Here is a 23,400-nt window from a genome sequence, read left to right as displayed (position 1 = left end):
TAAGGTGCCCTAATGCAAGGAGAACAGGGAATGCAGATCCGAAAAAACAATCTGCGTGGGCTGGAAAAAATGTTGCGTTGTCGGATTTGCGGGATGCCAAGCGAACCCATCAGCAGTGATCCGGACGTGCAAGAAACCGATTGGCGCTGCACCCATTGCCACACCACCTATCGATTATCCTGGGAGGTATGGGAAAAGCTTGGTGACAAGGATGTGGTGTTAATTCCCAGAGGTTTCAGTTTCTGATAGTGCTGTCACCGATAACGGGGTCAGCGCAAATCCTCAATGACATTGGAAAAACTGTTGAGTTGGGCAGGGTCGTCAAAACGTTTTCGAGCGGAAATTCTCGCATGTCGCCAATTGTATTTGAGCATGATGATGCCATCTTTGCGCTGATCGACGAAAATCCTCAGTAATTCCCTGTTCAGAGCGGGGTTTTTGTCATTGATATCTGCCCCGGTTTTATCGCAGGCGGTTTCTGCAATATAGCCATCTTCCAGTCCTGTTCCGTTGCGGAAGCGACCACGGGTCAAAGGTGGTTCCTTACAGAGCAGCATGGCCTGGCGCATGGTTTGATCGACCAGGCTGTGCATGGCTTCTTCACTGTTATCTTTCAATTTGATCAGGGTAATCATCTGTGACCAATTGCCGGGCGTTTGCCCTTCCGGCAGGTAAAGTGTTTCCTGCCGATCATCTTTGTTGCTGTGAGAAATCTCATTCCAGCCATTCGGCGGTACGAAATGGGATCTGCTATCCCCAGCCTTAGCGTTGGAAACCGGCAGCCGTGCCAGCAGCAAGGCAGTCATGAATATGACGCCAATATATCTTACGGTCATTTGGGCCCCCATTTGTCCAACCGACTCTTCTTGATCAGGAGTTTTAGTAGACTTGGTCAGGCCAATCTCAATCCCCAGGAGAATTTAACCTGTTTGACCGGGGCGCTGTCAAGCGGTGGCAGTGATGTATGACGAAGCGGATTGTGAGGGGGGAAGAACGGTGCCGTTCCAATAATAGCGGACGGCGCCAATCAACTGGGTCACGGCCCCCTCGGCATTGACAAGGGGACAGACAATCCGGCAGGCCCGGTCATAATGATGATCGGGTGCGAGGGATGCCCCCTCAGAATAGCGCGGCGTGGCAGAGAAAACAACACGCCTGAGTTCCTGTATCAGGGGAGCCGTTCCCAGATCGGTCAATTCGGTCAGGCGTTTGTTATTCAGTGATTTTCCGTAGGCTCGATCCAGCTCTATGCCGGTCAGCCGCTGCAGGAAATCCAATTGTCCATCCTTCGGGCCGCGCAGGATATCGGCATAGAAAATCTTTGGAAAAACAGCGGCGGGCACTTCGAAAACATCGAAATGGTCTGCGCGCGGCAAGCTGAAATTGGTCGCCAGGCTCTGCCAATAATCGTAGAGCAGGCGAAGTTTGTCATCTGCCAATTGTCCGGAATGATTGATCGTCTGTGAGGTCAACATGGTCAAATTATAGGGGGCTATTTATTAAAATAGTGCGAAGGAATGACCGTCAGGGCTGGGGGGAAGAGTCGTTCAAACGCCAGTCATATTGATGCCGGTTCCATCGTTCATAGGCCGCCAGGCTGTTTTTAAGGGCCGGCGCGGCATAGGTCCTGATATGACGTATGACCTCTTGTTGACTGGCGCCGAAATCTTCCGAAAACCAGTGATAGATGCTGGAGACCACCAGATCGCCTCCCTCAAGGTGAACAGCGCGGGGATGGTTGATGAAATTGCTGGCGGCCCGGTCCAACTGTTCGTCGAGCCTGTCGGCATCAAAGGCTTCCCTAAATAGATCCGGACAGCCAAGGGAGGCACAGTTAACCGCGTAATGCAGGCGCGGATCCTGCCAGATCGGGCGGAGTATCCGATGCTCGATATCATCAAGGCTGAGGGCCTGCATGGATACCGTGATCAGTTTGGCACCCCAGGGACCGTCGGAGAACCATCCGGGGGATATATCAATGTCACGGATGGTTTCAACCGGATAATGATCCAGGATGGTTCTGACAGTCAGCGCATTATAAAGATTGATCCAATAGGCCATTTGCTGGGGACGCGAATAGCGGCCAATTTCAACCCGGCTCATTGCGGCAAGATATCGATCAAGCGACGCCCGATCCATGGCGGTGACCCTGCCATAGGAAAATCTTGAAATACCATCGGCAGTATTGGAGAGATAGCGCTGCAGAAGGCCATTCCATCCACTGTGATCTATTCTCAAGGTGGCGGTAGGATCATGTTTTTCCCAGAAAGGCCATAGATCAGCCTTTGGCGCAGCCAATGATAGATTTGGGAACAGCAATAGCAGAATGATCAGGCATGGTTTCTTCATTGTTATCCATTCAGTGGCGAAAAGAACATATGGTGCTTCTCATCCGTATTAAACGGATCATGGGTTGCAAGCGAGTAAATGATGCTGAAAAATATGAGAGCTTCATTTGAACATGACAGACCGGTAAACAGTAATGGCAGTTGAGCAGACCGACATCATCGATCTCATCGGGATCGATCAGGAGACAGACGAAGTTGTGTTGACCATCACCGACAGCTTGCCCTGGGAAGGCCGGGAAGATGATCATCTGTTTCTTTTGCAGGAAAAGATAAATACCTATGTCGGTTTTATCGAAAGCGGCGATATCCTGGCGGAATTTCCAGAAGCGGAAGGCCGAGAGCCAGTGATCACGATCGTTGGCAAATATGCTTTGCCGGATGCAGCGCTTGATTTCGTCCGACAGGCCGAATCGATTGTCGCTGCCCGGGGGATAAAGTTCTGCCACGAGCTGGTCCAGCTTCACTGAACGCCTGGTCGGCAAAAAAAAAGTCATCACGCCAAGTGACGGATATCGTGCTGATAGGCAATCGCTTTTCCTGGATATGGCATCTGAGCTGACATGCTTTGGCGGCGCAAAACGCTGGCCTGGCCTTGCCATTGATGTCTCATTCTCGTTACCCTTAACGTAGATTTTAGGGTGGAACGAATGTCAAAAACACTGATTGAAGAGCTCGCTGACCTTAAACGGGTTTTTGCCGAGGACAGTGCCGAAGCGGATCTCATTCGCCGGGCAATGTTCATGCTGGATGATCAGGAAAGGGTCATTGGCCGGTTGAAAGACGAGCAGAAGCAGCAAGGGCTTCTCTCCCCGCGTGGGCGGCATGCCATGGACAAACTGCAAGGCCTGGATCTCGCGCTTGGTGGGAAACTACAGTGATTTTCCGTTCCCCGCCGATTTGTTGAGGCGGATGGGGTTGAAATCCCGATGATCGTGCGTAGGTTGTCATCGGATTTGTATGATTAGTCTACCCCGAGGAAGAGATGGCCATCTATTTTATCCGACATGGTCAATCCGTGTTTAATGCGGCCTCGCTCAATGGTGAGCCTATCCCCGATATTGTGGATGTGCCGCTCACCGGTGAAGGGCGCCAGCAGGCCAGGGATCTCAAGACGCAAGTTAAAGAATTGGACATTGACCATGTGATCTGCTCACCTCTGACCCGGGCGATCCAGACTGCTTTATGTGCGTTTGAAGATGTCGCCCCGATCACCATTGCATCCGGGCATCATGAAAAGCTGTGCAGTCCTTGTGATATGGGGCGGTCCCCGGCGGCGCTTGCCCGTGACTTTCCCGGGCTGTCCTTTGGGCATTTGCCTGAAAAATGGTGGTATCAAACGCCTGCCGGACGTGATGGGTTTGAGGAGGAGCCGGACGATCATTTCTTCGCCCGGGTGCGGGCGTTTGAAAGAAGTCTGCAAACGCTTTCGGGAAAGACAGTAGCGATTGTCGGTCATGGCCTGGTTTTCAAGGCAATCACTGGCAAGATCATGAGCAACTGCGAATTGCTGCCTTTTGAACCGCAGATGGTCTGAGGGCGAGAGGGTAATACCCCGCCGACGATAGCGGTTCGTCATGATCTTGATTCAGAAAAAATCCCAGTATTAGCATCACTCAGTGCAGGCTGCCGCTATCTTGGCGCTGAAGGTCGTCGATGGCACGAATAATCTTCAGCCAGACCCGTTGGCCTCTGATGTCACCTTCTTCCAACAATGTTTCGGCTTTGGTTGTCGCGTGTAACCAAGCCAGCTCACCATGCTCTTTCAATAGCGTGGCCGCGGTGATGTAGGCATCGCGGTCGTTCATGTCTGTCCCCGGACATTAGCGAGCCCCTCCTGGTAATCGTTATACACGCTAATGGAATTGGGTCAAAGGTATTCAGGTAACTGTTTGGTGATGGTTCAGGTGGATGGCCAGAATTATAGTTGAAATTTCAACTATAATATGTTCTATCAAATCGGAAGATTCATGAACGGGGATTCAGAGATTTGATCGAGACCTATAACCCGACCCCTTTGCCGGATTATCGCGAATATCCGGAAGAGGAAATGCGCCAGAGGGCCGATGCGTTTTATGCTGAGATAAAACGACGTCATTCCGTTCGGCATTTTTCGGACCGACCGGTCCCGCGTGATATCATCGAGCGCTGTTTGCTGGCGGCTGGCACGGCCCCCAGTGGTGCCAATCACCAGCCCTGGCATTTTGTTTGTGTTTCGGATAGCGGGATCAAACAACGGATCCGGGGCGCGGCGGAAATTGAAGAAAACGGGTTTTATGGTGGTCGTGCCGGCCAGGAATGGCTGGATGATCTGCAAAAGATCGGTACGGATGCCCATAAACCTTTTCTGGAACATGCTCCTTGGTTGATCGCGATTTTCGCCCAGAGGAATGGCGAAACCGAAGAGGGAGACCGGCGCAAGAATTATTATGTGCCTGAATCGGTCGGGATCGCGACGGGCTTTCTGATCAATGCCCTGCATCACAGTGGTTTGGCGACCCTCACCCATACACCAAAGCCGATGAAATTCCTCAATGAGATCTTGGAACGTCCGGACAGCGAGCGGCCCTATATCCTGTTGGTGGTTGGCTATCCGGCTGAGGGGGCGGAAGTGCCGGCACATGCTCTGGAAAAGAAGAGCTTAGAGGAGTTGTCCACTTTCGTTTGAGGCAGGGGTGACAGCCACCCGCCCGGAATCTTTGCAGATCCTTAACCTTTGAGGGGTAGGCTTGAAGGCAGGCTTAAGGGTTGAATGCGCAAGGCAGGGGCGGGTGGATGCCGCAAATCATACTGGCAATTATCCTTATTTCACTCCTATCGGGCTGTGGCATGAGCCAGGGCGCTCGTCATGAGCCTGTGGCGATATCGATGGATCTGAAGGCCTGGTCGGCGTTGAATACGGTCTGTGTACCGGGATTGGACGCTGAGGGGCAGACGATGGCATTGATGCGTGATAGCGCGGAGAAACTGACCGGGCGTCCCCATATGTCAGCTAAAGAAAAGGCCGCAGAGCAAGGCCTTTATCTGACCCGTTCTGAGGCCTGGAAATATGATGATGGCACGGGCAGCTTTCTGATCGCTGTCAATCTGTTGGGGCGCAGCAAATGCGCGGTGATTGCCCGGGGCTATGGCTTTGATCCGGGCCAGATCATTGAAGCGGACAGCCGCTATTATTTTGTGTCCCAATGCCCGGTTTATCTGCCGAGGCAGAGGCGTTCCCAGGCATTCCGGCTTTACCGGTCCGCAAATGATTATGGAGTGTTGGCGGCCAGCTTTGAATTCGGCCAGGCGAATCGCAGGATCAGTGGCTGGATCGTAGCCCGGTTTGATGACATGCGCGCAGGAGACGATGATGTCCGGGATTATTGTCAATATGTACAACGAATCATCTGAGTGAAGAACATATCTGGAGCACGAACCGGGGGCAGGGCGACCGGGGCAGGGAATTCTGCCCCGGTTTTGTTTAACCAACCTGAATAAGCGCATGGCGCTTTCGTCCCGCCGACAGCCGCAAAGAGCTTCCTGCAAACAGGATATCGGGACCAAGAACAGCTTTTTCATCAGAGATCACCGAACCGTCAAGCCGGGCGCCGCCTCCCCGGATCAGCCGTCTTCCCTCGCTTTTCGTTTTGCTTAGGCCGCTGAGCACCAAGAGATCGGCCAGGGATAGACCGTTGCGGCTGTCATCAAGATCAATATTGATGACGGGCAGATCGTTGCCGGTGGCGCTGCCTTCAAACACATCCTGGGCGGCACGTTCGGCCTTCAAGGCTGCCTCCATGCCGTGATTGAGGGCAGTGGCGTGGCTGGCCAGCACCTTTTTCGCGCTGTTGATTTCGCTCCCTCTCAGGGCTTCAAGATCTTCAATGGTTTCCAGATTGAGATCCGTGAAGATGCGCAGGAATCGGCCAACATCCTCATCGGCGCAATTGCGCCAGAACTGCCAATAATCAAAGGCTGGCAGCCGGTCGTCATTGACCCAGACAGCCCCATCGGCTGTCTTGCCCATTTTGGCACCCGTGGCGGTGGTCAGCAAAGGGGTGGTCAGTCCAAAGACTGTCTTGCCGGTGATCTTGCGCACCAGATCAACCCCGTTGATGATATTGGCCCATTGGTCCGACCCGCCAAGCTGTGCCACACAGCCGAACCGGCGGTGCAGTTCCAGGAAATCGTAGGCCTGCAAAATCATGTAGTTGAATTCCAGGAAGCTGAGATTTTGCTGATTTTCCAGGCGGGTTTTAACATTGTCGAACCCGATCATCCGGTTGATGGAAAAATGGCGGCCGATATCGCGCAGCATGTCAATGTAGTTTAATTCATCCAACCATTCGGCATTATTGACCAGAACAGCATCGGTCGGCCCGTCCCCGAAGGTGAGGAATTTTCCGAACACTTTCCGGATGCCGTCAATATTGCGTTGAATATCTGCGTCGGAAAGCATTGGTCGGCTGTCTTTCCGAAAGCTGGGATCGCCAATGCGGCTGGTGCCGCCGCCCACCAGGATGATCGGTTTATGCCCGGCACGCTGCAGGTTGCGCATCATCATGACCGGCACCAGGCTGCCCACATGCAAACTGTCGGCCGTGGCATCAAAACCGAGATAGATTGGGGCGGGCCCTTCTGTCAGGGCATTGTCCAATCCCTCAATATCGGTGCATTGATGAATGAAGGTGCGCGGGCGCAATCGCTTGATTGCGATGGAACGGGGTTGCCAGTCCGGCCAAGAGTTTTGGGTGTTATTCATCTTTTTCGGTCTCCAAATCGGCCGGAGCCAGGGAGACCTGTCCGAAATAACAAAAGCCGCCCTGGCGGCGGCTTGTGTTTGCATATCACTCGTCCGCGCCGCCCCTATGGGAGACGCGCAAAATAAACAGCGGTGATGTGCATCATTTCAGTCATGTGTTCCATATAGGGGGCATCAGCATCGACTGTCAAACTCAATTTTCCATGGCGGTGACAAGAGCATCAAATCCCATCAGGCCAGAATGGGTATCGCTGACCTTGATGACCGAGGCCGCATTTCGGGTGGCGGCCTTCAGGCAGGTGGTCATGTCTGCGCCGCTGGCCGCAAAGGCGGCAAAGGTGCTGGCAAAGGCATCACCCGCGCCGGCGGTGCTGCCAACCTTGATCTTGTCGGCGGGAAAGAATGTGATGCCATCCTTGGTGCCGGCATAGGCCCCTTCAGAGCCGTTGGTGATCAGAATGATCTTGGGGCCTTCCTCGCAAACGCGTTCCACCAGCTTTTCCAATGTGCGTCCGGCAAGGCCTGTGCGTAGAAGCTTCGGCCCGTCTTTGGGAGGTTGCTGTTTGCCGCGCTTTGGCTGACCTTTCGGGATTAGGGTCAGGGCAAGCTGTTCCGCCTCAACCGCATTGATAGAGAGCAGATCCACATGGGCCAGTGCCTCGCGCACATCGCCCGCCCAATAGGTCAATTGACGGATGCCGGGATTGACGGCGACAAAGGCGCCGGCCTGTTTGGCCAGTTTCACGATCTTGGGGAAGCAGGCGGCAGAATCCCCGGACAATCCCGCCACATAAACCAGGTCACGCCCGGCAAATAGGCTGTCGGTGACTTCTGTTTCCGTCAGGGCGACATTGGCACCGCGGCTGGTGAAAATGGTCGGGTTGCGCACATGGGAGGAAACCATGATCGTCTTGCCGGTCGGCAGGCTTGTGTCGCGAATGACCAGGCGGGTATCGATATTTTCCGCCCTGAGTGTCTCCAGTACCGTGTCACCCTCGTTATCCTCGCCAATCCTGACCACGCAGGCGGCATCATAGCCGAGCCTTGCAATGGAGACGGCAGTATTGGTGGCGCCACCGCCGACTGAGCTGTTGACGGAAGCAACATCGATCTTGCGGCCTTCTTCCAACAATAGGAAGGAAGAGGCGGCGTTGCTCATGGTCATGCGCTCAATGTCGTGATCGTCAACGGCTGCAATCACATCAATGGTCGCCGATCCAAAGGTCAGGGCTTTTTTGCCTGCAAAGCTCATGGCCGGGTCTTCCTTCCTGAAATAGACTGTCTGAAGTTGCTATGATCGCCGGTTCTGGTTAAGCCTGCAACCTGTCATAAGGGGTAGGTTTCTGCCAGCCTTTCCATGTAGGACAAAGGCATGAAAGGGTGGGTTTGTAATACCAATCCTACCCATGGGACGGGGAAATCCTCCAGGGTTACTGAAATCAGCCCGAGATTGCGTGTTTCTTTAACAGCCGTCTGAATTGGTGGTAGCTGAGGTCAAGCTGCCGGGCTGCCTCGGTTTGATTGTGACGGCATTTCCGGAGGCTTGTTTCCAGAATATCCTTTTCGAAATCGGCCACGGCCTGATGAAAACTGGGGGGCAATGGCGTTTTCCCAGAGGAGGGGGGGGCTTCTGGGGATGGTTGACTAATCCGCCAGGGGCAGACGAATGCATCGAAAATCAGACTGTCCAGTGGGTTGTCTGGATCCCGATGGCGATGCACGCTGCGCTCGATCACATTTTTCAACTCACGCACATTGCCCGGCCAATTATGAGCGGTCAGGGCAAGCTCTGCCTGTTTGGTGAAGCCGGAAAAATGGGGATGATCCAATTCACGGGACATGTCCCGTGCGAAAAGGTCGGCTAACAGCATGATATCCAGGGGGCGCGCCCGCAAAGGCGGTACATTCACCACATCAAAGGCCAACCGGTCGAGCAGGTCTTCCCGGAATTTTCCCTGCCTGGCCAGGGCTGGAAGATCCACATTGGTGACACCAACCACGCGCACATCGACCGACAGGGTTTCCGAGCCGCCGACCCGCTCAAATTCACCATATTCCAGCACACGCAGGATTTTATCCTGAGTTTCCGGTGCGGCGGTGGCGATCTCATCCAGGATCAGGGTGCCGCCGTCGGCCCGTTCGAACCGGCCGCGATGACGCCGTTCCGCACCGGTGAAGGCACCGGCTTCATGGCCGAACAGTTCGGTGTCCAGCAAACTGCTGGTCAGTGCGGCACAATTCACCTTGATCACTGGGGCCTGCCAGCGTGCGGAGAGGAAATGCAGCCGCTCAGCAATCATCTCCTTGCCCGAACCGCGTTCCCCGATCACCAGGGTCGGTTTGTTGAGCGGGGCCAGGGAGGAGATCTGTTCCAGCATCTGCAGGAAAACAGGATCTTCGCCGATGATATTTTGTGAATGAGCCATTTATCGCTTTCTGCTATCGAATATCGAAAAGTAATGTCGTAAATCGACAGTATATTTTCAAGGAGAAAGAAAAAAATCACACTAAATCAAAGGCTTAATGTCTGGCACGGCTCTTGCCATGTAGAGGGCAGAGTTCAACGACCTGATCAAGGATATAGACGAATGGGTATTTTCTCTCGTTTTACCGACATTATGAATGCCAATCTGAATGCGCTGATGGACCGGGCTGAAGATCCGGAAAAGATGGCGCGTCTCATGATTCAGGAGATGGAAGAAACCCTGGTGGAAGTTCGATCCTCTGCGGTGAAGTCCATTGCGGATAAAAAAGAGATCGAGCGTCGCCTTGCGGAGCTGAAAGACGGTCAAACGGAATGGTCGGAAAAGGCTGAGTTTGCCATTTCCAAAGGACGGGAGGACCTGGCCAAAGGGGCATTGGTTGCCAAACGCAAACTGGCGGATCAGGCAGATGCCCTGAGCGCGGAACTTGGCCATGTGGAACAGGCACTGGCGAAATATAACGATGACATGTCTAAATTACAGGCGAAGCTGGAAGAGGCCCGCGCCAAACGGAAATCGATCGAGATCCGGATGAAGTCTGCGCAAAAACGGGTGAAAATCCGCCAGACCCTGAATGACGGGAGGATGGAGGAGGCCTTCAGCCGCTATGAGAATCTGGAACGGCGTATTGATGAGTTGGAAGCGGATGCGGAATCCTACGACCTGGGCAAAGGTGGGGCCAAAGATCACAGCGCTGCTCGTTCTCTGGAGCAGGAACTTGCTGATCTTGAGGCTGAGAATGGTGTCGAGGAAGAATTGGCGGCCCTGAAAAAGAAAATGGCTGACAAGAAAAAGTGAGCCATGTGATCTTGCACCTTCAAGAATGATCAATATCTATAATAAACACGCAGAAAGGCGCATCCTTCATGTTCTCCGGCGCTTTCGGATTTGTTCTGATGATCCTGTTCCTGGTGGTGGTGGCACCCCTCTGGATCATCTTTCATTTCATCACACGATGGAAACAGATGAAATCAGTGCAGTTGAAGGATGGTGAAACCGTCGTTGAGGCTGTCGAGTTGAAACGGCTTCTGGAACGGGCGGAACGGTTGGATGACAGGGTCCGGACTCTGGAAAAGCTCCTGGATGCTGAAGCCCCGGGATGGAGGGAAAAATGAAATGCCATTCGAATAAGCGGAAGACGGGGCACAAGCGTCCCAAAGGCGGCGTGATCCGCCGGGTAACCGGTGGCCTTGGCCATCATTTCGGTTTGCATCGTCATTGGGTGGAGGCTGGTTTCATCGTCTGTCTGGTGGTGAATCCGCCCCTGGCGATTTTCCTATTCCTTGTAGCCTGGTTCTGGGTGGATCATCCGGGCAAGGTTGAAGGATGGTGGTCTCAAATGCGGAATTTTGGCCGTGCGCCGCATGTGGCTGCCGCCAGCGCGACGGGGGCCGGCACAGCTTATTCCGGATATCGTGAGACGGAAGAACCCCGATTCTCGGAAAAGATGGAAGAATCCGACCCGTTTTTTCAGGATCTGAAAGACCGGTTCGATGATCTGGAGAAACGTGCAGGTTCCATGGAAGAGCATGTGGCGTCTGAAGAATATGAGCTGCGCCGCGAATTCCGAAAAATGGAAGATGGAAACTAAAAAAAACGTCGGATAAATTGACAAATCCCTGCTTGAACATTCGTCGAGGATTTGTCAAATAACTGAAATAGAATTTAAAACTCCGTGTGGCATGAATGATGCTGCGACAGCTGTGGGGGCAGGTGTTAGGAGAGATAGGGGATTGGCAATGTTTGAAACGGATAAACCCGCCTTCACGAAGGTGCTTGCACCTTTTTTCATGATTTTATGTGTCATGCTGATACTTGCGGTCGATGGGGCGAATGCCGCAATCGTCTAGATATTCGTGGCATTGACCATCATTTAGGTCAGCCTTCGGGATTATAAAGACGGCGCTGGTCCGGCAGATGCAGGCTGACCAGGTCGCCGTGCTTTATCAGTCCTTCCCGTTCCACCCAGGCGGTTACACCACGGCGATGAATGGCCGCGGCAGGAAAGCGTTTGCCTTTTCCAGGGTGAAATTTCTCGATCACTTCGCCGGGATATTTGCAGGGGTGGTTTTCCATATCAACGACCAGTGAGGCGCCGCTTTCAAAGATCAGGCGGGCAGAGGGTGTGACATGGGTAAAATCGGGAATTCCAGTCAGGCAGAGATTGGCGCCCAGCCACTCCGGTTGCACTTTCTCAATCTCAAGCCGGTCCGCGATTTCTGCCAGTTCTTCCTGCGAGAGAATGGAGACCTGTCTGGTGTTTCGGATCTCAGTACCAACTTCATATTGGTGCCGGACCCGGGAACAGGATGGTCGTGTCAGGCCGGAATAGCTGTTCCCCTCAAACCCAGCGTAATTCACCGTGACGGCCTCAATCGCTTCCGTTTGCAAGCCGGTTTCACGATTGTGGTTGATGAATAGTCCTGCAACCGTGCCTGTGATCCCGCTATTGCGCAACGCCGGCATGTCCTTGTCTCCCCCGCATTTTTATCAGGGCGCGAGGATATCGTCTGACAAGGGGCGAGGCAACAGTCAGCGCGGGGTTTCCAGGATGAATTTCGTTCTCTGGTCTAGATGCAAATTTTCGAGTGACGCACCGTAATAGCGATTAACCAGATCTTCAATCAAGCCGCTTTTTTGTGCATGTTCCATGACAGCGGTCAGCAGAGGGCCGCGGCTCTGGTCATTCCTATTGAGGAAAAACTTGAAATCGCGGTCATATATGAACATTAGGTTCTGTTCTGCCACGAGGGCCGGATATTGCGCAATTTCCAGCTCGACTTCGGTGACCGCCCGCGAAAAATAATGAATGTTTGATATCTGGCGGCGTTTTTCAGATTGCAGGATGGAGAAGATTGACCGCCAATCGCCGGGAGCGACGGTGTAGCTCAACTTATTGAGCCGCCAGACATCGATATCAAACCAGTTTTCTCCAAATCCGCCAGCTAGGTTCATATTCCTGAAATCGTCCAAGGTTTTGACCGGGTCAAATTGGCTTTGTTGTTCCGGAGAAATCAGCAGCACACGATGCCCGGCCAACCCTCCGGTCAGCCCCACGGGAATTGCTTGGTATTTCTCGTTTCGTTCTTTGGATTCGAGCATCCAGTGGATGTCCAGTTCACCATGCTCGAACAGGGCAATAATGCGTTTCTGGGGCAGGCCGGTCCGTTTGATCAGGGTAAGCTTGTGTCCGGCCTGCTCAAAAGCTTGTTCCAGCAGTATGTGATAGAATTCGTACGTTCGGTCAGTCTGGTCGGCAATGCGCAGTGTCATCTCGTCGGCAGCGGCCTGTTTGCCGAAAATGGCTGCAACAACAATCAGGAAACTGAGAGGCAGCCGTTTCATGTCACACGGCCTCCTCGTTCCTGTAGGCCCTGCTGATCCAGGCGGTGGCTTCATCCGGCGAGAGCGGCTTGGAATAGTGGTAGCCCTGGAATTGGTCGTAGCCCATGCCTTCCAGTATTTGTGCTGTTTGTTCGTCCTCGACCCCTTCCGCAATCAATTCCATGCCCAACTCATGCCCCAGCAGCGAAATGATCCGTGCCAAAGCCATGGCATCGCTGTCTGGCAGGTCTTCCACAAAGGACCGATCCAGTTTGAGATAGCTGATCGGCATTTTCTTCAGATAGCTCAGCGAGGAATATCCAGTCCCGAAATCGTCCAGTGCGATCATGCATCCGAAATCCCGGAGGGAGTTGAGGATCGGTAGAATGTCATCGATATATTCCGCAGTGGCCGATTCCGTCAGTTCCAGTTGCAGAAGGTCGGCGGGGATATCGTAGCGTTTGACGGTGCTTTTGTAGAAATGCGCGAATTTTTCTGATACCAGCTGCAATGCCGACATATTGACGGCAACCGGGATATTCAGGTTATGGGCGCTGATCCAATCGCTGACCTGGGCCGCAGCAATTTTTAAAATCTGTTCTCCCAGTGGCATGATCAGGCCGGTTTCTTCGGCAATCGGGATGAAATGGTCGGGCGGCACGTACGCGCCGTCTTTCTTCCAGCGCACCAGGGCTTCAAACCCGCACAGCCGACCAGTATTGGCCGCGACCTTGGGCTGATAGAAAAGTTCGATGGCATCGGTATTGATCGCTGCGCGCAGGGCGATCTCCATCTCCATGCGATCCAGGATGGATTTACCGATGACCGCATCATACAGGCGGATGCGTTTGTCGGTCAGCGGTTGTGCCGTATCCATGGCAATCTCAGCATTTTTCAGCAGCTCATCAATATGTGAGCCGTCGCCCGGATAAACCGCGATACCGATGGAGGCCTGCAAAGTGATATGACCGTCCTGGATATCAAAAACATTTTTGAAGCAATCAAGCGCCGCATAGCCGATCGAGGCGATCCGCGCATTGCTGCCCTGATGGCGGACCAGAACGCCGAAGATGTTTTCGCCCAGGCGGGCCAGGACAACCTTTCTCGGCTCCAACGCATTTTGCAGGCGTTTTGCGACCGCGCGCAAAATGTCATCTGCAACCGTTGCGCCATATCGATCCCGCACCGATTTGAACCGGTCGATGCCGATGACCATGACGCTGAAACGTTCCGTATCCTTGCGGATCTCGTTTTCGACCTCTTCCCGGAACAGAGTCCGGTTGGGCAGGCCGGTCATGACATCCTTGACCGCCATATCCCTCAATTCCCGCTGAACCCGCCGTTTTTCAGTGGTGTCCACTAATACGGTCTGAAGGGCGGGGCCATCAATCCAGTTGACGCTGCGGACCAGACCCTCCACAAAAATCTCCTGGCCGTCCCGACGGATCCTTTTTTCCTCGGTCAGGGTTTTGGTTTCCTTGGGGGCCAGTTCATCCAGGCGGAAGATATGGGGCGCGCGCCCTTGTTCGTCGAGTGGGAAGGTGTTCAGCATGCTGGTGCCGAGAAAATCGTCAACCCGTTGGTATCCGAACAGATGTGCCGCTGCCCGGTTGCAAAAAAGAACCTTCTCTTCGCGGCTGATGATCCAGGCCTGGACGGAGCCTTCGATCAGATCCCTGAAACTGCGTTCCGAACTGGCCAGTTGATCGCGGCCTGCCAGGAACTGCTCCAGGACTTGCCGGAAACGTCCGGCCACCAGGCCAATTTCATCATCGCGCCGAATTGTCTCCAGCTCTTTGATCAGATTTTCCTCCTGCCCGGTTTCTTCGGCCTGGGTGAGGATGCGGGACAGGCGGTTCAGCGGCCTTGTGACATTCAGGACCGAGAGCAAAAACACCGTCAAGGCGAAAGTCAGACCGGTCAGAAGCATGGCCTGCAGGCTCGCCTGAAACCGGTCGGAAACATGGTCATCAACCGTGTCGAGGGACGGGCCCAGGATCAATTCGCCGATGGTGGTGGTAATCTGCTCCTGCTGGCCGTTTTCCGCGTATTCCAGAGAAGAATGGATCAGCGGGATACTGATCTGCAGGCCGTTTAATTCTCTGTCGATCCAATGCCGGATCACATCTGTTCCCGCCTCGTCGACGGAGGGGGAATCGGAAAGCAGGATCACAGGCGTGCCGGTTTCATCACGTACTTCCACATGTCCGATTAGAGGATCGTTAATGAGATCCTGCGCGGCAACATCCAAACCCTGCTCATTAAGCGACCAAAGCAAGTTGGTGACAGAGTTATCTACGTTGGTTGCAATGGTCGTCAGTTGAAGCTCCGTTTGCTCAACTGTACGGCTGATTGCGATCCGCAAAAAGAATGCTCCGGAAACGGCCGCGACAATGACCACCACAAGGATGGTTACCCCTGCGAGTTTCCAGCTCAGGCTTTTATACCAATCCCCACCTTTCATCCCTACTTCTTTCTTTTTGTGCCCCGGTTGGTCGAGCATAGGTTAACAGCCTTTAAAATATATTAATTTTTGCCATCGTGCAGTCTCCAAAAGGAACCTTTTCAGGATCGGCCCTCCAATCCGGCGATCAGAAGGCTTGAACAGCGCTTCTGCCTTATGGCATAAAGGCGGCGAAATATTGTGATCACATTACAGGAAGTCTTTGCGATGCATATTGGAATTCTCGAAACAGGCCGCCCCAGCGAGGATCTGATGGCGGTGCACAAAGACTATCCCCATATGTGCCAGCGTCTTCTGGAAGAAGCGGGCAGTGATCTGGAGTTTTCGCAGTTTGCGGTGCTGGATGGGGAGCTTCCGAAGGACCCTGCGCAATGTGATGCCTGGATGATCACCGGATCAAAATTCGGGGTTTATGAAGGTCATGATTGGATTGAGCGTCTAAAAAGCTTTCTGCGCCAGGCCTATGACCGTGATGTGCCGATCATCGGCATCTGCTTTGGCCATCAGATTCTGGCGGAAGCCCTGGGCGGCAAGGTGATCAAGTCGGATAAGGGCTGGGGCGTTGGAGTTCACTCTTATCCCATTCGGGAGACGCGGGATTGGATGGAAGCGGGTAAAGAAGCGCTTTCCATTCAGGCCTACCACCAGGATCAGATTGTAGATCTGCCACCGGACGCAACGGTATTAGCCGGCACTGATTTCTGCCCGAACGCCATGCTGGTTTATGGCAACAAGGCGCTATCATTCCAGGGGCATCCGGAATTTCAGGCCGATTATGCCGAAGACCTGATCAAGGCGCGCCGAGGGGTTCTATTGGCTAAGGATGTTGCCGACAAGGCTTTGAAAACAGTCAGGGACCAAAGTGATTCAAATCTTGCGGCCCGATGGATACTCAATTTCCTGCGGGATCATCAATCTGTTGCCTGACACATTTTTTTACAACTTCTGTGCAGTGTGACAAAAATCTGAGACAATCTTTCCGCATTCTAATGTCCTGGGCGGCGGCATTGGCTGACGTCGCCTGGCAGACAGCAAAGGATGCCTTGAATGACGAACGATAACGAAACTGCGCCGGCCCCTTCTGGGAATATGGCGACCTATCGTTTGCGGGGAGCCAATCATCATATTCTGTGTCTGCTGGAAGATTACTTCCTCCAGCAATGTGAGCCGTCGGTACGAGCCAAGAAGCTTGGCTTCACCTTGATGCGTGCGCCTGAATTCTGGCGTATGTGAAGGGGACTAAAGGCTCAATAATCGATGGTAAAGAGGCTGACCAAGCCTTCGCGTCCACGCAATTGTGTTTCGGCGACGAACTTCAACTGATCGAGGCCAGCTTGTTTGCGGGTTTCATCGGAAATCAGGATCCTGGTGCCATATTCCTTATTCATCTGTTCCAGACGGGCGGCGGTATTCACCGCATCGCCATGAACTGTATAATTCATGCGTTTTGCTGCCCCGACATTACCAGCGACCAACGGGCCGGTATTAATCCCAATCCGGTTCCGTAACTCCAGGCCCGCATAGCGTTTCTGATGCAGTCGTCTTTGCATCTCCTGGGCGGCACGGATGGCCTTGACCGCATGGTCCGGGTCGGCCACGGGCACATTGAAGACGGCCAGGATCGCATCTCCCTGAAATTGGGTGATGATCCCGTCGTTGGCCTCAATAACATCAACCATGTCGCTGAAATAAGCATTCAACAGGCCGACAATCTCGCCCGGCTGGATCTTTTCCGATATGGCGGTAAAACGCTCGATGTCACAAAACAGCACGGTTGCGATAGTCGATTGCGGGGCGAGACCGTCCGGATCATTGATCAGTCTTTCCGCCACTTTTTCCGGCACCATCCGGCCAAAAAGCTCGCGGATATGGGTTCTTTCCTTCAGGCCTTCGATCATGCCGTTGAAGGCCTGGAAGGCATCATCAATTTCGCGCAGACGACTATGGCGCAATGGTTTGAATTCTTCCAGTTTGTTGGCTGAAATTTGTCGGGAGGCCTCGGCCAATTCAACAATTGGATTCGCGGTGCGGCGGCTGATGATGAACACCACGATTACCGCCAGGATGAAGACAATTAATGCGACAAAAATGGATTCGATCAACTCGCGAACAGCTTCAATCTGCAGGCGTTCATCGAAATAAAGGCCAACGGTCAAGGGCTTGTCCGCGAAGCCTTCAACCCTGGTTTCCAGATAGGCATATTCCACATCCTCAAAACGGGTCCGGCCAATGGAATATTCATCGCCCAGGCCGGGGAGCCTCGCGCCGATCGGCTGTTGACTGATCCGGCCGGCCAGGATCGGGTCGCCGATTTCCCGGATCAACGGCAGCGGGGCATTCTCGGTGCCAACCACTGGCAGATCTGCCAGGGCCTTGTGGGCGATGACCTGATAATCCCCATACAGGACATAGGGAACATAGGAATAACCATCCCCAAGGCTTGCAAGCCTCTCGGAAACGCCGCGCACGCTTTTTGCCTGGATCAGCATGCCAAGAAAAACGCCTTCTCGACGCAGGGGGGTTGCATATATGACTGAGCCGCCAGCCATCTCCCGAACCCAATAAGGTTCCAGCCATTGCCCGCTTGCCCAATGGGCCGATTGCGACAATACCTCCAGGACATCTTCATCCTGGGACCAGTCGACTTCCTGAACGACGTCTCCCGAATCGAAATCCAGGCCCAGACCTTGGCCAAAGTCATCAACCACGGCCATGAAACCGAGATTGGGTGTGCCTGCCCCCGTACCGGAAAGAATATCCACCAATTCTACCGGCCGCTCCAGCGATAAGGATCCTTCCGCAAAACCGGCGGCGATCCAACTGGCCTGTTCTTCAATGGGGGCGGTTTCAAAATAGATATGCAATCGGGCGGCGTTGGCCAGGCTTCTGGCTTTCTCAGCCTGCAGGGCCAGGGTGTTTTGGGTGGCGGTGCCAAATCCCAAAACGAAGATGAGAGTCAGGGCCACAATCAACAGACCAATATTGCCGACCTGCAGCAGGGTTTTGATCGAGATCATGCGGGGTTTCTGAAACTTCATGGATGTCCCTGATAGCCAGAGGGGAAACCTGTTTTTAGCATTGGCCTCATATATAGGATTGTTTTTCCGAATTAAAAAGCGCTTCAAGTAATATTAACCTCTGCTGATATAACATTCTGGATGACTTGCGTTAGATCAATTGGGTGATTTTGGTTTTGCGATAGAATGCAATCTGCAAATCGAATGGAAACGGTGTTTTTTGCGGAGGTTTCCTGCTGCTCTTTGGTCCTGCGATCCTTGATGGCGGGTCCTGATATACCGACGCACCCGTGAAAGAGGGGATCATGTCTAATCTTACACAGAAGAAAATCCTGACCGGTGTCGAGCGAACCTTTGATGCCAGTGAGATTATTGTGACCAAGACGGATCTGGCCGGGAAGATGACCTATTGCAACAGGACCTTCCTGAAGCTGGCGGGGTATGAGGAAAAAGAATGTCTGGGGGTGCAGCACAATCTGATCCGGCATCCGGACATGCCGCGTTCGGTTTTCAAATTGCTGTGGGATACCCTGCAGGCGGGCCAGGAAATATTCGCCTATGTTAACAACCGTTCCAAGAATGGGGACCATTATTGGGTTTTGGCCCATGTGACCCCCAGTTTCAGCGCGAATGGCGAGGTTTTGGGCTATCACTCCAATCGGCGGGTGCCGAACAGGGCGGTAATTGATGAGCATATCATCCCGCTCTATGCGCAGCTGCTGGAGATCGAAAAGAGCCATGAAAGTCCCAAAGAGGGGATGAATAATGCCGTGCAGACCGTGATGGATCTGCTGCAGGAGAACAGGGTTGGTTTCAACGAATTTATGTTCTCTTTGGGAGTATGAACCATGTTTGGGCAGCATGAGGCGCAGCTAAAATATGCGCTTCATATTGTGAATCTTGCCGCCGCCGGTGATTTCGAGGCCAGGATGACCAATATTTCCGCCAAGGGTACCCTTGGTGAATTGATGAACTCAATCAATGACCTGATTGATCGCTGTGACGCCTATGTCCGGGAATCGGCTGCATGTATGGAACATGTGGCTGAGAACCAATATTACCGGCAGATCATCGAAACCAGTATGCTGGGGGCTTTCCTGAGCGGAAGCCGCAAGGTCAATGGCGCGCTGGGCCATATTAAGGGCAAGGTGGGCGAATTTGGCGATGTGGCCAATGATTTTGAGAAGATCGTCTGCGATGTCGTGGATACGGTGGCCAGTGCTTCGACCGAGTTGAATTCCTCTTCGGAAACCATGACGCGGATTGCCGGGGATACTACTCAGCAGGCCACTTTGGTTGCGGCGGCTGCTGAAGAGGCCTCAAGCAATGTGGAGACGGTTTCTGCGGCGTCGGAAGAGCTCACCGCATCGATCCGGCAGATTACCGACCAGGTTTCCCATGCCTCGAAGTTGGCGAACGAGGCGTCGCTTGATTCCAACGCCGTTGCCAGCCAGATCGGCGATCTGCGCCAGGCCTCGGAACTGATAGTGAATGCGGTCAATCTGATTAATGATATTGCCGATCAGACAAATATGCTGGCGCTGAATGCCACTATTGAAGCGGCACGGGCCGGTGCCGCAGGCAAGGGGTTCGCGGTTGTCGCCAATGAAGTGAAGGCCTTGGCCCAACAGACCAGCCAGGCCACGGAACAGATTGGGCATTATGTCCATTCCATTCAGGATGCGACTCGGGCAACCGTTGAAGGGGTTGAAAAAATCTCCAGCAAAGTGCGGGAGATTGATCAGGCCAACGGAGCGATCACAGCAGCGGTCGAGGAACAATCGGCCGCGACCAGTGAGATTGCCCGCAATATTGTTCAGGCATCCGCTGGAACAACGGAAGTTTCTCAGAATATTTCGAATGTCACCATGGCCGCCCAGGAAACCGGCGGGGCAGCCGGAGAGGTTAATGGCGCTGCGGCGGAGTTGGCTACACAATCCGAGACTCTGCGCACTGTGGTAGATCGGTTTCTGGAAGCAGTGCGTAAGGTGGTTTGAAAGCAAGCTGTGCTGCGGATTGGGCTTGGCGGGGTTTCATTAAATGATCGGGCCGTGAACCGGATGCCAGTCCGCGGTTGATCCTGATTAAGTGGGTGATAGGATGACCCCTCATTCAGATGGAATAGGGGAAGGCCATGTCCAGTTCTGAAAAGCCCGGAATGCGTAAGGAAACGGATTCCTTTGGTGAAATGCCGGTGCCGGAAGACCGGTATTACGGTGCCCAGACAGCGCGATCCCTGGAAAGCTTTCCAATCAGTACCGAAACCATGCCGGTGCCGGTGATCCGGGCTTTGGGCTATATCAAACAGGCGGCAGCCCGGGTGAATGCCGGATGCGGTAAACTGCCGCCGGATCTGGCGAACGCCATTGATCAGGCCGCCGGCGAAGTGGCGGCCGGGCGCTTTGACGATCATTTTCCCTTATCGGTATGGCAGACAGGGTCCGGCACCCAGAGCAACATGAACGCCAATGAAGTGATCGCCAATCGGGCGAATGAGAGTCTCGGACAGCCGCTTGGCACCAAATCGCCGGTACATCCCAACGACCATGTGAATATGGGCCAGTCTTCTAACGATACCTTCCCGACCGCCATGCATGTGGCAGCGGTCATGGAGATTGAGGAAAAGCTGTTGCCCGCGCTGTGGCATCTGTTGGCGGCTCTGGAGAAGAAGGCGGATGATTTTGGCGGCTTGATCAAGATCGGCCGCACCCATCTGCAGGATGCGACACCGATCACATTGGGGCAGGAATTTTCCGGTTATGCGGCGCAAATGGGAAAAGGGATCAAACGTCTGGAACAATCACTGGAAGATCTTCGGGAGCTTGCGCAGGGGGGGACAGCGGTGGGGACCGGTTTGAATTCCTTTGCCGGTTTTGATGATGCCTTTTCTGCCATGCTGTCGACCCTGACCGGGTGCAGCTTCCGTCCAGCCTCGAACAAATTTGCCGCTTTGGCCGGTCACGATGCCTATCTGGCGGCACATGGGGCGATCAACGGTCTGGCCAGCAGCCTCTTTAAGATCGCTAATGACATTCGTCTGGCGGGTTCAGGGCCGCGATCAGGCTTGGGCGAGTTGAAGCTGCCGGAAAACGAACCGGGCAGCTCGATCATGCCGGGCAAGGTCAATCCGACACAGTGCGAGGCGCTGACCATGCTGTGTGCCCGGATCATGGGCAACCACACCACCATGAACGTCGCCGAAAGCCAGGGGCATTTTGAGCTGAATGTCTTCAAACCCGTCATGGCGGATGCCATGCTACAGTCGATCCGCCTTATGGCTGATGGCGTCCGCAGCTTCACCGATCGTTGTGTTGCCGGCATTGAGGCGGATGAGGAACAGCTGAAAAGACTGACCAGGCGATCCTTGATGCTGGTGACGGCACTTGCGCCCGAGATTGGCTATGATAAAGCGGCGGAGGTTGCGAAAGCGGCCCATAAAAGAGGCACCACTTTGCGGGAAGAGGCCCTGCGGCTTGGGCATGTCACTGCGGATCGTTTCGATCAATTGGTACGACCGGAAACCATGATTGGCCCCGAGGAAAAACCGAAAGAAAAGCCGTAGGGTAGGGGCTTTGCGTGTCTGCTGGCTTGATCTCGGGGTGGGAATGGATAAGCTGCCGGAATGATGTCGATATTTTCAAAACTGTTCGGGGGCGGTGCTCCCAAGGAACCGGATCAGCCCAAGCGGGAAGAGCCGGTGGACTATCAAGGGCTTTCCATTGTTGCCGCGCCGGAAAAGGCGGAAGGGCAATGGCGGCTTGCCGGTTATATCGTCAAGAAGACCGAGACCGGTGACCTGGAACGGTTTTTCCTGCGGGCCGATACCTTTCCCAACCGGGATGAGGCTATCGATTTTGCCTTGAGAAAAGGGCGCCAGATCATCGACCAGCAGGGCGATAGGCTTTTTGCCAATGGCGAGCCGACGGGGCGCGCCTGATCGCTTTGCAGGGGGCAGGAGGCGCTTTTGTCAGCGCCCCTCGAAGCCAGTTAGCACATTCACCGCATTAATCCCGATCTCTTCAACCGCATAGCCGCCCTCCATGACAAACAGGGTTGGGCGGTTCAATTGCGCAAGTCTTGCGCCATAGCGTTTGAAATCGTCACTTTCCAACTTGAAAAATGAAATTGGGTCATTCTTGAAGGTATCGACACCTAGGGAGACGATTATCGCATCCGGGCCGTAAACATTGATCTTGCGACAGGCATCATCCATCGCCGCACCCCATTTATCGTAAGCAGTGCCGGGCCCCATGGGATAGTTTTCGGTAAAGCCTCCGCCTTTGCCCTGGCCCTGTTCGTCCGCATGGCCGAGGAAATAGGGATAGGAATCCATCGGATCGCCATGCAGGGACAGGAACTGGACGTCATCGCGGCCATAGAAAATCTGTTGGGTGCCGTTGCCATGATGGAAATCAACATCCAGGATTGAGACCCGCTTGGCCCCCTGGTTCAGGAAGGCCTGAGCGGCAATGGCCGCATTATTGAAGAAGCAATAGCCGCCATATTGGTTGGCGGAGGCATGATGCCCCGGGGGGCGGCAGAGGGCAAAGGCGGAAGCTGCACCATCCGCGATCGCTTTTTGCGCAGTCAGGGCAACATCCACCGCGGCCCGGGCCGCTTCATAGGTGCCGTCGGAAATGGAGGTGTCTGCGCCAATCGAATAATAGCCCATCTGGCCGTCAACATGATCCGGGATGACTTGGCGCAGGTCCCGGGTCGGCCACATATAGGGGATGGCGTCGCCCTTGTTACCGTCCGCGACCCAGCGTTCCCAGCATGTTTCAAGGAAATCCACATAACCCTTATCATGGATGCCATAGATCGGATCCAGGCCGAATTCCTGTGGTGCGATGATATTGCCCAGTTCAACCGTCTTGGCGCGTTCGAGAATATGTTCCGCTCGCACCGGGCATTCAAAAGGTGGTACCAGTTCGCCACCGGACAGCTCGGTTTTGACATTGCGCAGGCGGTGTTTCTCGGTAAAGACGGTCAGCATGGCGTAATCCTGTTCCTGATGAATGCT

27 protein-coding genes are annotated in these 23,400 nt (G+C 53.9%); 15 read left to right on the top strand and 12 right to left on the bottom strand.

Annotated elements, in window-relative coordinates:
• The first annotated feature begins 30 nt into the window (after positions 1-30).
• Positions 31-246, top strand: a complete 216-nt coding sequence (locus tag DFP90_RS03050) for a hypothetical protein (protein WP_115934920.1) — start codon at positions 31-33, stop codon at positions 244-246.
• 23 nt (positions 247-269) lie between these two features.
• On the opposite strand, the gene DFP90_RS03045 is transcribed toward DFP90_RS03050, so the two are convergent.
• The 3 genes from DFP90_RS03045 to DFP90_RS03035 form a co-directional block, all read right to left on the bottom strand.
• Positions 270-806, bottom strand: a complete 537-nt coding sequence (locus DFP90_RS03045) for a hypothetical protein (RefSeq protein WP_147300918.1) — start codon at positions 804-806, stop codon at positions 270-272.
• A gap of 138 nt (positions 807-944) precedes the next feature.
• On the bottom strand, positions 945-1,475 hold the full coding sequence (locus DFP90_RS03040) for a PAS domain-containing protein (RefSeq protein WP_115934918.1): 531 nt from the start codon (positions 1,473-1,475) through the stop codon (positions 945-947).
• Positions 1,476-1,524: 49 nt separating this feature from the next.
• Complete coding sequence (locus tag DFP90_RS03035; RefSeq protein WP_115934917.1) at positions 1,525-2,349, bottom strand: DUF547 domain-containing protein; 825 nt, start codon at positions 2,347-2,349, stop codon at positions 1,525-1,527.
• 133 nt (positions 2,350-2,482) lie between these two features.
• On the opposite strand from DFP90_RS03035, the gene DFP90_RS03030 reads away from it, so the two are divergent.
• The 3 genes from DFP90_RS03030 (at position 2,483) to DFP90_RS03020 (ending at position 3,882) form a co-directional block, all read left to right on the top strand.
• Positions 2,483-2,815 carry a DUF6572 domain-containing protein gene (locus DFP90_RS03030; RefSeq protein ID WP_115934916.1) on the top strand — a complete coding sequence of 111 codons (333 nt, stop codon included), beginning with the start codon at positions 2,483-2,485 and terminating at the stop codon, positions 2,813-2,815.
• A gap of 180 nt (positions 2,816-2,995) precedes the next feature.
• The gene (locus DFP90_RS03025) at positions 2,996-3,226 is read left to right on the top strand and encodes a hypothetical protein (protein WP_115934915.1); all 231 of its coding nucleotides are present in this window, start codon (positions 2,996-2,998) and stop codon (positions 3,224-3,226) included.
• A gap of 104 nt (positions 3,227-3,330) precedes the next feature.
• Positions 3,331-3,882 (top strand): histidine phosphatase family protein, encoded by a 552-nt coding sequence (locus tag DFP90_RS03020; protein ID WP_115934914.1) that lies wholly within the window; start codon positions 3,331-3,333, stop codon positions 3,880-3,882.
• Positions 3,883-3,961: 79 nt separating this feature from the next.
• Here DFP90_RS03020 and DFP90_RS03015 read toward each other — a convergent pair whose 3' ends face one another.
• Positions 3,962-4,153: a hypothetical protein gene (locus DFP90_RS03015; RefSeq protein WP_115934913.1), complete on the bottom strand. Its 192-nt coding sequence runs from the start codon at positions 4,151-4,153 to the stop codon at positions 3,962-3,964.
• 182 nt (positions 4,154-4,335) lie between these two features.
• On the opposite strand from DFP90_RS03015, the gene DFP90_RS03010 reads away from it, so the two are divergent.
• Entirely contained in the window at positions 4,336-5,013 is a 678-nt protein-coding gene (locus tag DFP90_RS03010) for a nitroreductase family protein (protein ID WP_245956947.1), read from the top strand.
• A gap of 161 nt (positions 5,014-5,174) precedes the next feature.
• Complete coding sequence (locus DFP90_RS03005) at positions 5,175-5,738, top strand: hypothetical protein (protein WP_147300917.1); 564 nt, start codon at positions 5,175-5,177, stop codon at positions 5,736-5,738.
• A gap of 70 nt (positions 5,739-5,808) precedes the next feature.
• Here DFP90_RS03005 and tyrS read toward each other — a convergent pair whose 3' ends face one another.
• The 3 genes from tyrS to pspF form a co-directional block, all read right to left on the bottom strand.
• Positions 5,809-7,089 (bottom strand): tyrosine--tRNA ligase, encoded by a 1,281-nt coding sequence (gene tyrS / locus DFP90_RS03000; RefSeq protein WP_115935503.1) that lies wholly within the window; start codon positions 7,087-7,089, stop codon positions 5,809-5,811.
• Positions 7,090-7,282: 193 nt separating this feature from the next.
• Positions 7,283-8,341: a carbohydrate kinase family protein gene (locus DFP90_RS02995; protein WP_115934911.1), complete on the bottom strand. Its 1,059-nt coding sequence runs from the start codon at positions 8,339-8,341 to the stop codon at positions 7,283-7,285.
• Positions 8,342-8,528: 187 nt separating this feature from the next.
• Positions 8,529-9,515 (bottom strand): phage shock protein operon transcriptional activator, encoded by a 987-nt coding sequence (pspF, locus tag DFP90_RS02990; protein WP_115934910.1) that lies wholly within the window; start codon positions 9,513-9,515, stop codon positions 8,529-8,531.
• Positions 9,516-9,677: 162 nt separating this feature from the next.
• Between pspF and pspA the strand changes: the two genes are divergently transcribed.
• The 3 genes from pspA (at position 9,678) to DFP90_RS02975 (ending at position 11,163) form a co-directional block, all read left to right on the top strand.
• Complete coding sequence (gene pspA, locus DFP90_RS02985) at positions 9,678-10,370, top strand: phage shock protein PspA (protein ID WP_115934909.1); 693 nt, start codon at positions 9,678-9,680, stop codon at positions 10,368-10,370.
• A gap of 68 nt (positions 10,371-10,438) precedes the next feature.
• The gene (gene pspB / locus DFP90_RS02980; protein WP_115934908.1) at positions 10,439-10,687 is read left to right on the top strand and encodes an envelope stress response membrane protein PspB; all 249 of its coding nucleotides are present in this window, start codon (positions 10,439-10,441) and stop codon (positions 10,685-10,687) included.
• Positions 10,684-11,163 (top strand): PspC domain-containing protein, encoded by a 480-nt coding sequence (locus DFP90_RS02975; protein WP_115934907.1) that lies wholly within the window; start codon positions 10,684-10,686, stop codon positions 11,161-11,163. Before pspB ends, DFP90_RS02975 begins: the two co-directional genes overlap by 4 nt.
• A gap of 287 nt (positions 11,164-11,450) precedes the next feature.
• On the opposite strand, the gene DFP90_RS02970 is transcribed toward DFP90_RS02975, so the two are convergent.
• The 3 genes from DFP90_RS02970 to DFP90_RS02960 all read right to left on the bottom strand — a co-directional run bounded on the left by DFP90_RS02970 (position 11,451) and on the right by DFP90_RS02960 (position 15,360).
• On the bottom strand, positions 11,451-12,038 hold the full coding sequence (locus DFP90_RS02970) for an MOSC domain-containing protein (protein WP_115934906.1): 588 nt from the start codon (positions 12,036-12,038) through the stop codon (positions 11,451-11,453).
• 66 nt (positions 12,039-12,104) lie between these two features.
• Positions 12,105-12,917 (bottom strand): hypothetical protein, encoded by an 813-nt coding sequence (locus DFP90_RS02965; RefSeq protein WP_115934905.1) that lies wholly within the window; start codon positions 12,915-12,917, stop codon positions 12,105-12,107.
• A gap of 1 nt (position 12,918) precedes the next feature.
• Complete coding sequence (locus DFP90_RS02960; RefSeq protein ID WP_181905152.1) at positions 12,919-15,360, bottom strand: putative bifunctional diguanylate cyclase/phosphodiesterase; 2,442 nt, start codon at positions 15,358-15,360, stop codon at positions 12,919-12,921.
• A gap of 207 nt (positions 15,361-15,567) precedes the next feature.
• Between DFP90_RS02960 and DFP90_RS02955 the strand changes: the two genes are divergently transcribed.
• Both DFP90_RS02955 and DFP90_RS02950 read left to right on the top strand, forming a co-directional pair.
• Positions 15,568-16,287, top strand: coding sequence for a glutamine amidotransferase-related protein (locus tag DFP90_RS02955; RefSeq protein WP_115934903.1), 720 nt, complete (start codon positions 15,568-15,570; stop codon positions 16,285-16,287).
• 120 nt (positions 16,288-16,407) lie between these two features.
• A complete protein-coding gene (locus DFP90_RS02950; protein WP_115934902.1) occupies positions 16,408-16,593 on the top strand; it encodes a hypothetical protein in 186 nt (61 codons plus the stop codon).
• Positions 16,594-16,607: 14 nt separating this feature from the next.
• Here the strand turns inward: DFP90_RS02950 and DFP90_RS02945 are convergent, their stop codons facing one another.
• Entirely contained in the window at positions 16,608-18,398 is a 1,791-nt protein-coding gene (locus DFP90_RS02945) for an adenylate/guanylate cyclase domain-containing protein (protein ID WP_115934901.1), read from the bottom strand.
• 284 nt (positions 18,399-18,682) lie between these two features.
• Here DFP90_RS02945 and DFP90_RS02940 point away from each other — a divergent pair, with 284 nt between their 5' ends.
• From DFP90_RS02940 to DFP90_RS02925, 4 genes are all read left to right on the top strand, one after another.
• Positions 18,683-19,222 (top strand): PAS domain-containing protein, encoded by a 540-nt coding sequence (locus DFP90_RS02940; RefSeq protein WP_115934900.1) that lies wholly within the window; start codon positions 18,683-18,685, stop codon positions 19,220-19,222.
• Between the two features lie 3 nt (positions 19,223-19,225).
• Positions 19,226-20,374 (top strand): methyl-accepting chemotaxis protein, encoded by a 1,149-nt coding sequence (locus DFP90_RS02935; protein WP_115934899.1) that lies wholly within the window; start codon positions 19,226-19,228, stop codon positions 20,372-20,374.
• A gap of 137 nt (positions 20,375-20,511) precedes the next feature.
• Positions 20,512-21,939, top strand: a complete 1,428-nt coding sequence (fumC, locus tag DFP90_RS02930; protein ID WP_115934898.1) for a class II fumarate hydratase — start codon at positions 20,512-20,514, stop codon at positions 21,937-21,939.
• Positions 21,940-21,999: 60 nt separating this feature from the next.
• Positions 22,000-22,314, top strand: coding sequence for an HlyU family transcriptional regulator (locus DFP90_RS02925; RefSeq protein ID WP_115934897.1), 315 nt, complete (start codon positions 22,000-22,002; stop codon positions 22,312-22,314).
• Between the two features lie 30 nt (positions 22,315-22,344).
• Here the strand turns inward: DFP90_RS02925 and DFP90_RS02920 are convergent, their stop codons facing one another.
• On the bottom strand, positions 22,345-23,373 hold the full coding sequence (locus DFP90_RS02920; protein ID WP_115934896.1) for a histone deacetylase family protein: 1,029 nt from the start codon (positions 23,371-23,373) through the stop codon (positions 22,345-22,347).
• Positions 23,374-23,400 lie beyond the last annotated feature (27 nt).

The sequence above is a fragment of the Aestuariispira insulae genome (genome assembly GCF_003385955.1).
Taxonomy (GTDB): domain Bacteria; phylum Pseudomonadota; class Alphaproteobacteria; order UBA8366; family Aestuariispiraceae; genus Aestuariispira; species Aestuariispira insulae.
The sequence above is the reverse complement of the archived record's forward strand: the minus strand, read 5'-3'. Positions and strand labels throughout refer to the sequence as shown.

What these genes read in the sequence shown, in the direction of transcription:
- DFP90_RS03050 (WP_115934920.1), top strand. Translation starts at nt 31, where the DNA reads ATGCAGATCCGAAAAAACAATCTGCGTGGGCTGGAAAAAATGTTGCGT.
- DFP90_RS03045 (WP_147300918.1), bottom strand. Translation starts at nt 806, where the DNA reads ATGACTGCCTTGCTGCTGGCACGGCTGCCGGTTTCCAACGCTAAGGCT.
- DFP90_RS03040 (WP_115934918.1), bottom strand. Translation starts at nt 1,475, where the DNA reads ATGTTGACCTCACAGACGATCAATCATTCCGGACAATTGGCAGATGAC.
- DFP90_RS03035 (WP_115934917.1), bottom strand. Translation starts at nt 2,349, where the DNA reads ATGAAGAAACCATGCCTGATCATTCTGCTATTGCTGTTCCCAAATCTA.
- DFP90_RS03030 (WP_115934916.1), top strand. Translation starts at nt 2,483, where the DNA reads ATGGCAGTTGAGCAGACCGACATCATCGATCTCATCGGGATCGATCAG.
- DFP90_RS03025 (WP_115934915.1), top strand. Translation starts at nt 2,996, where the DNA reads ATGTCAAAAACACTGATTGAAGAGCTCGCTGACCTTAAACGGGTTTTT.
- DFP90_RS03020 (WP_115934914.1), top strand. Translation starts at nt 3,331, where the DNA reads ATGGCCATCTATTTTATCCGACATGGTCAATCCGTGTTTAATGCGGCC.
- DFP90_RS03015 (WP_115934913.1), bottom strand. Translation starts at nt 4,153, where the DNA reads ATGAACGACCGCGATGCCTACATCACCGCGGCCACGCTATTGAAAGAG.
- DFP90_RS03005 (WP_147300917.1), top strand. Translation starts at nt 5,175, where the DNA reads ATGAGCCAGGGCGCTCGTCATGAGCCTGTGGCGATATCGATGGATCTG.
- tyrS (WP_115935503.1), bottom strand. Translation starts at nt 7,089, where the DNA reads ATGAATAACACCCAAAACTCTTGGCCGGACTGGCAACCCCGTTCCATC.
- DFP90_RS02995 (WP_115934911.1), bottom strand. Translation starts at nt 8,341, where the DNA reads ATGAGCTTTGCAGGCAAAAAAGCCCTGACCTTTGGATCGGCGACCATT.
- pspF (WP_115934910.1), bottom strand. Translation starts at nt 9,515, where the DNA reads ATGGCTCATTCACAAAATATCATCGGCGAAGATCCTGTTTTCCTGCAG.
- pspA (WP_115934909.1), top strand. Translation starts at nt 9,678, where the DNA reads ATGGGTATTTTCTCTCGTTTTACCGACATTATGAATGCCAATCTGAAT.
- pspB (WP_115934908.1), top strand. Translation starts at nt 10,439, where the DNA reads ATGTTCTCCGGCGCTTTCGGATTTGTTCTGATGATCCTGTTCCTGGTG.
- DFP90_RS02975 (WP_115934907.1), top strand. Translation starts at nt 10,684, where the DNA reads ATGAAATGCCATTCGAATAAGCGGAAGACGGGGCACAAGCGTCCCAAA.
- DFP90_RS02970 (WP_115934906.1), bottom strand. Translation starts at nt 12,038, where the DNA reads ATGCCGGCGTTGCGCAATAGCGGGATCACAGGCACGGTTGCAGGACTA.
- DFP90_RS02965 (WP_115934905.1), bottom strand. Translation starts at nt 12,917, where the DNA reads ATGAAACGGCTGCCTCTCAGTTTCCTGATTGTTGTTGCAGCCATTTTC.
- DFP90_RS02960 (WP_181905152.1), bottom strand. Translation starts at nt 15,360, where the DNA reads ATGAAAGGTGGGGATTGGTATAAAAGCCTGAGCTGGAAACTCGCAGGG.
- DFP90_RS02955 (WP_115934903.1), top strand. Translation starts at nt 15,568, where the DNA reads ATGCATATTGGAATTCTCGAAACAGGCCGCCCCAGCGAGGATCTGATG.
- DFP90_RS02950 (WP_115934902.1), top strand. Translation starts at nt 16,408, where the DNA reads ATGACGAACGATAACGAAACTGCGCCGGCCCCTTCTGGGAATATGGCG.
- DFP90_RS02945 (WP_115934901.1), bottom strand. Translation starts at nt 18,398, where the DNA reads ATGAAGTTTCAGAAACCCCGCATGATCTCGATCAAAACCCTGCTGCAG.
- DFP90_RS02940 (WP_115934900.1), top strand. Translation starts at nt 18,683, where the DNA reads ATGTCTAATCTTACACAGAAGAAAATCCTGACCGGTGTCGAGCGAACC.
- DFP90_RS02935 (WP_115934899.1), top strand. Translation starts at nt 19,226, where the DNA reads ATGTTTGGGCAGCATGAGGCGCAGCTAAAATATGCGCTTCATATTGTG.
- fumC (WP_115934898.1), top strand. Translation starts at nt 20,512, where the DNA reads ATGTCCAGTTCTGAAAAGCCCGGAATGCGTAAGGAAACGGATTCCTTT.
- DFP90_RS02925 (WP_115934897.1), top strand. Translation starts at nt 22,000, where the DNA reads ATGATGTCGATATTTTCAAAACTGTTCGGGGGCGGTGCTCCCAAGGAA.
- DFP90_RS02920 (WP_115934896.1), bottom strand. Translation starts at nt 23,373, where the DNA reads ATGCTGACCGTCTTTACCGAGAAACACCGCCTGCGCAATGTCAAAACC.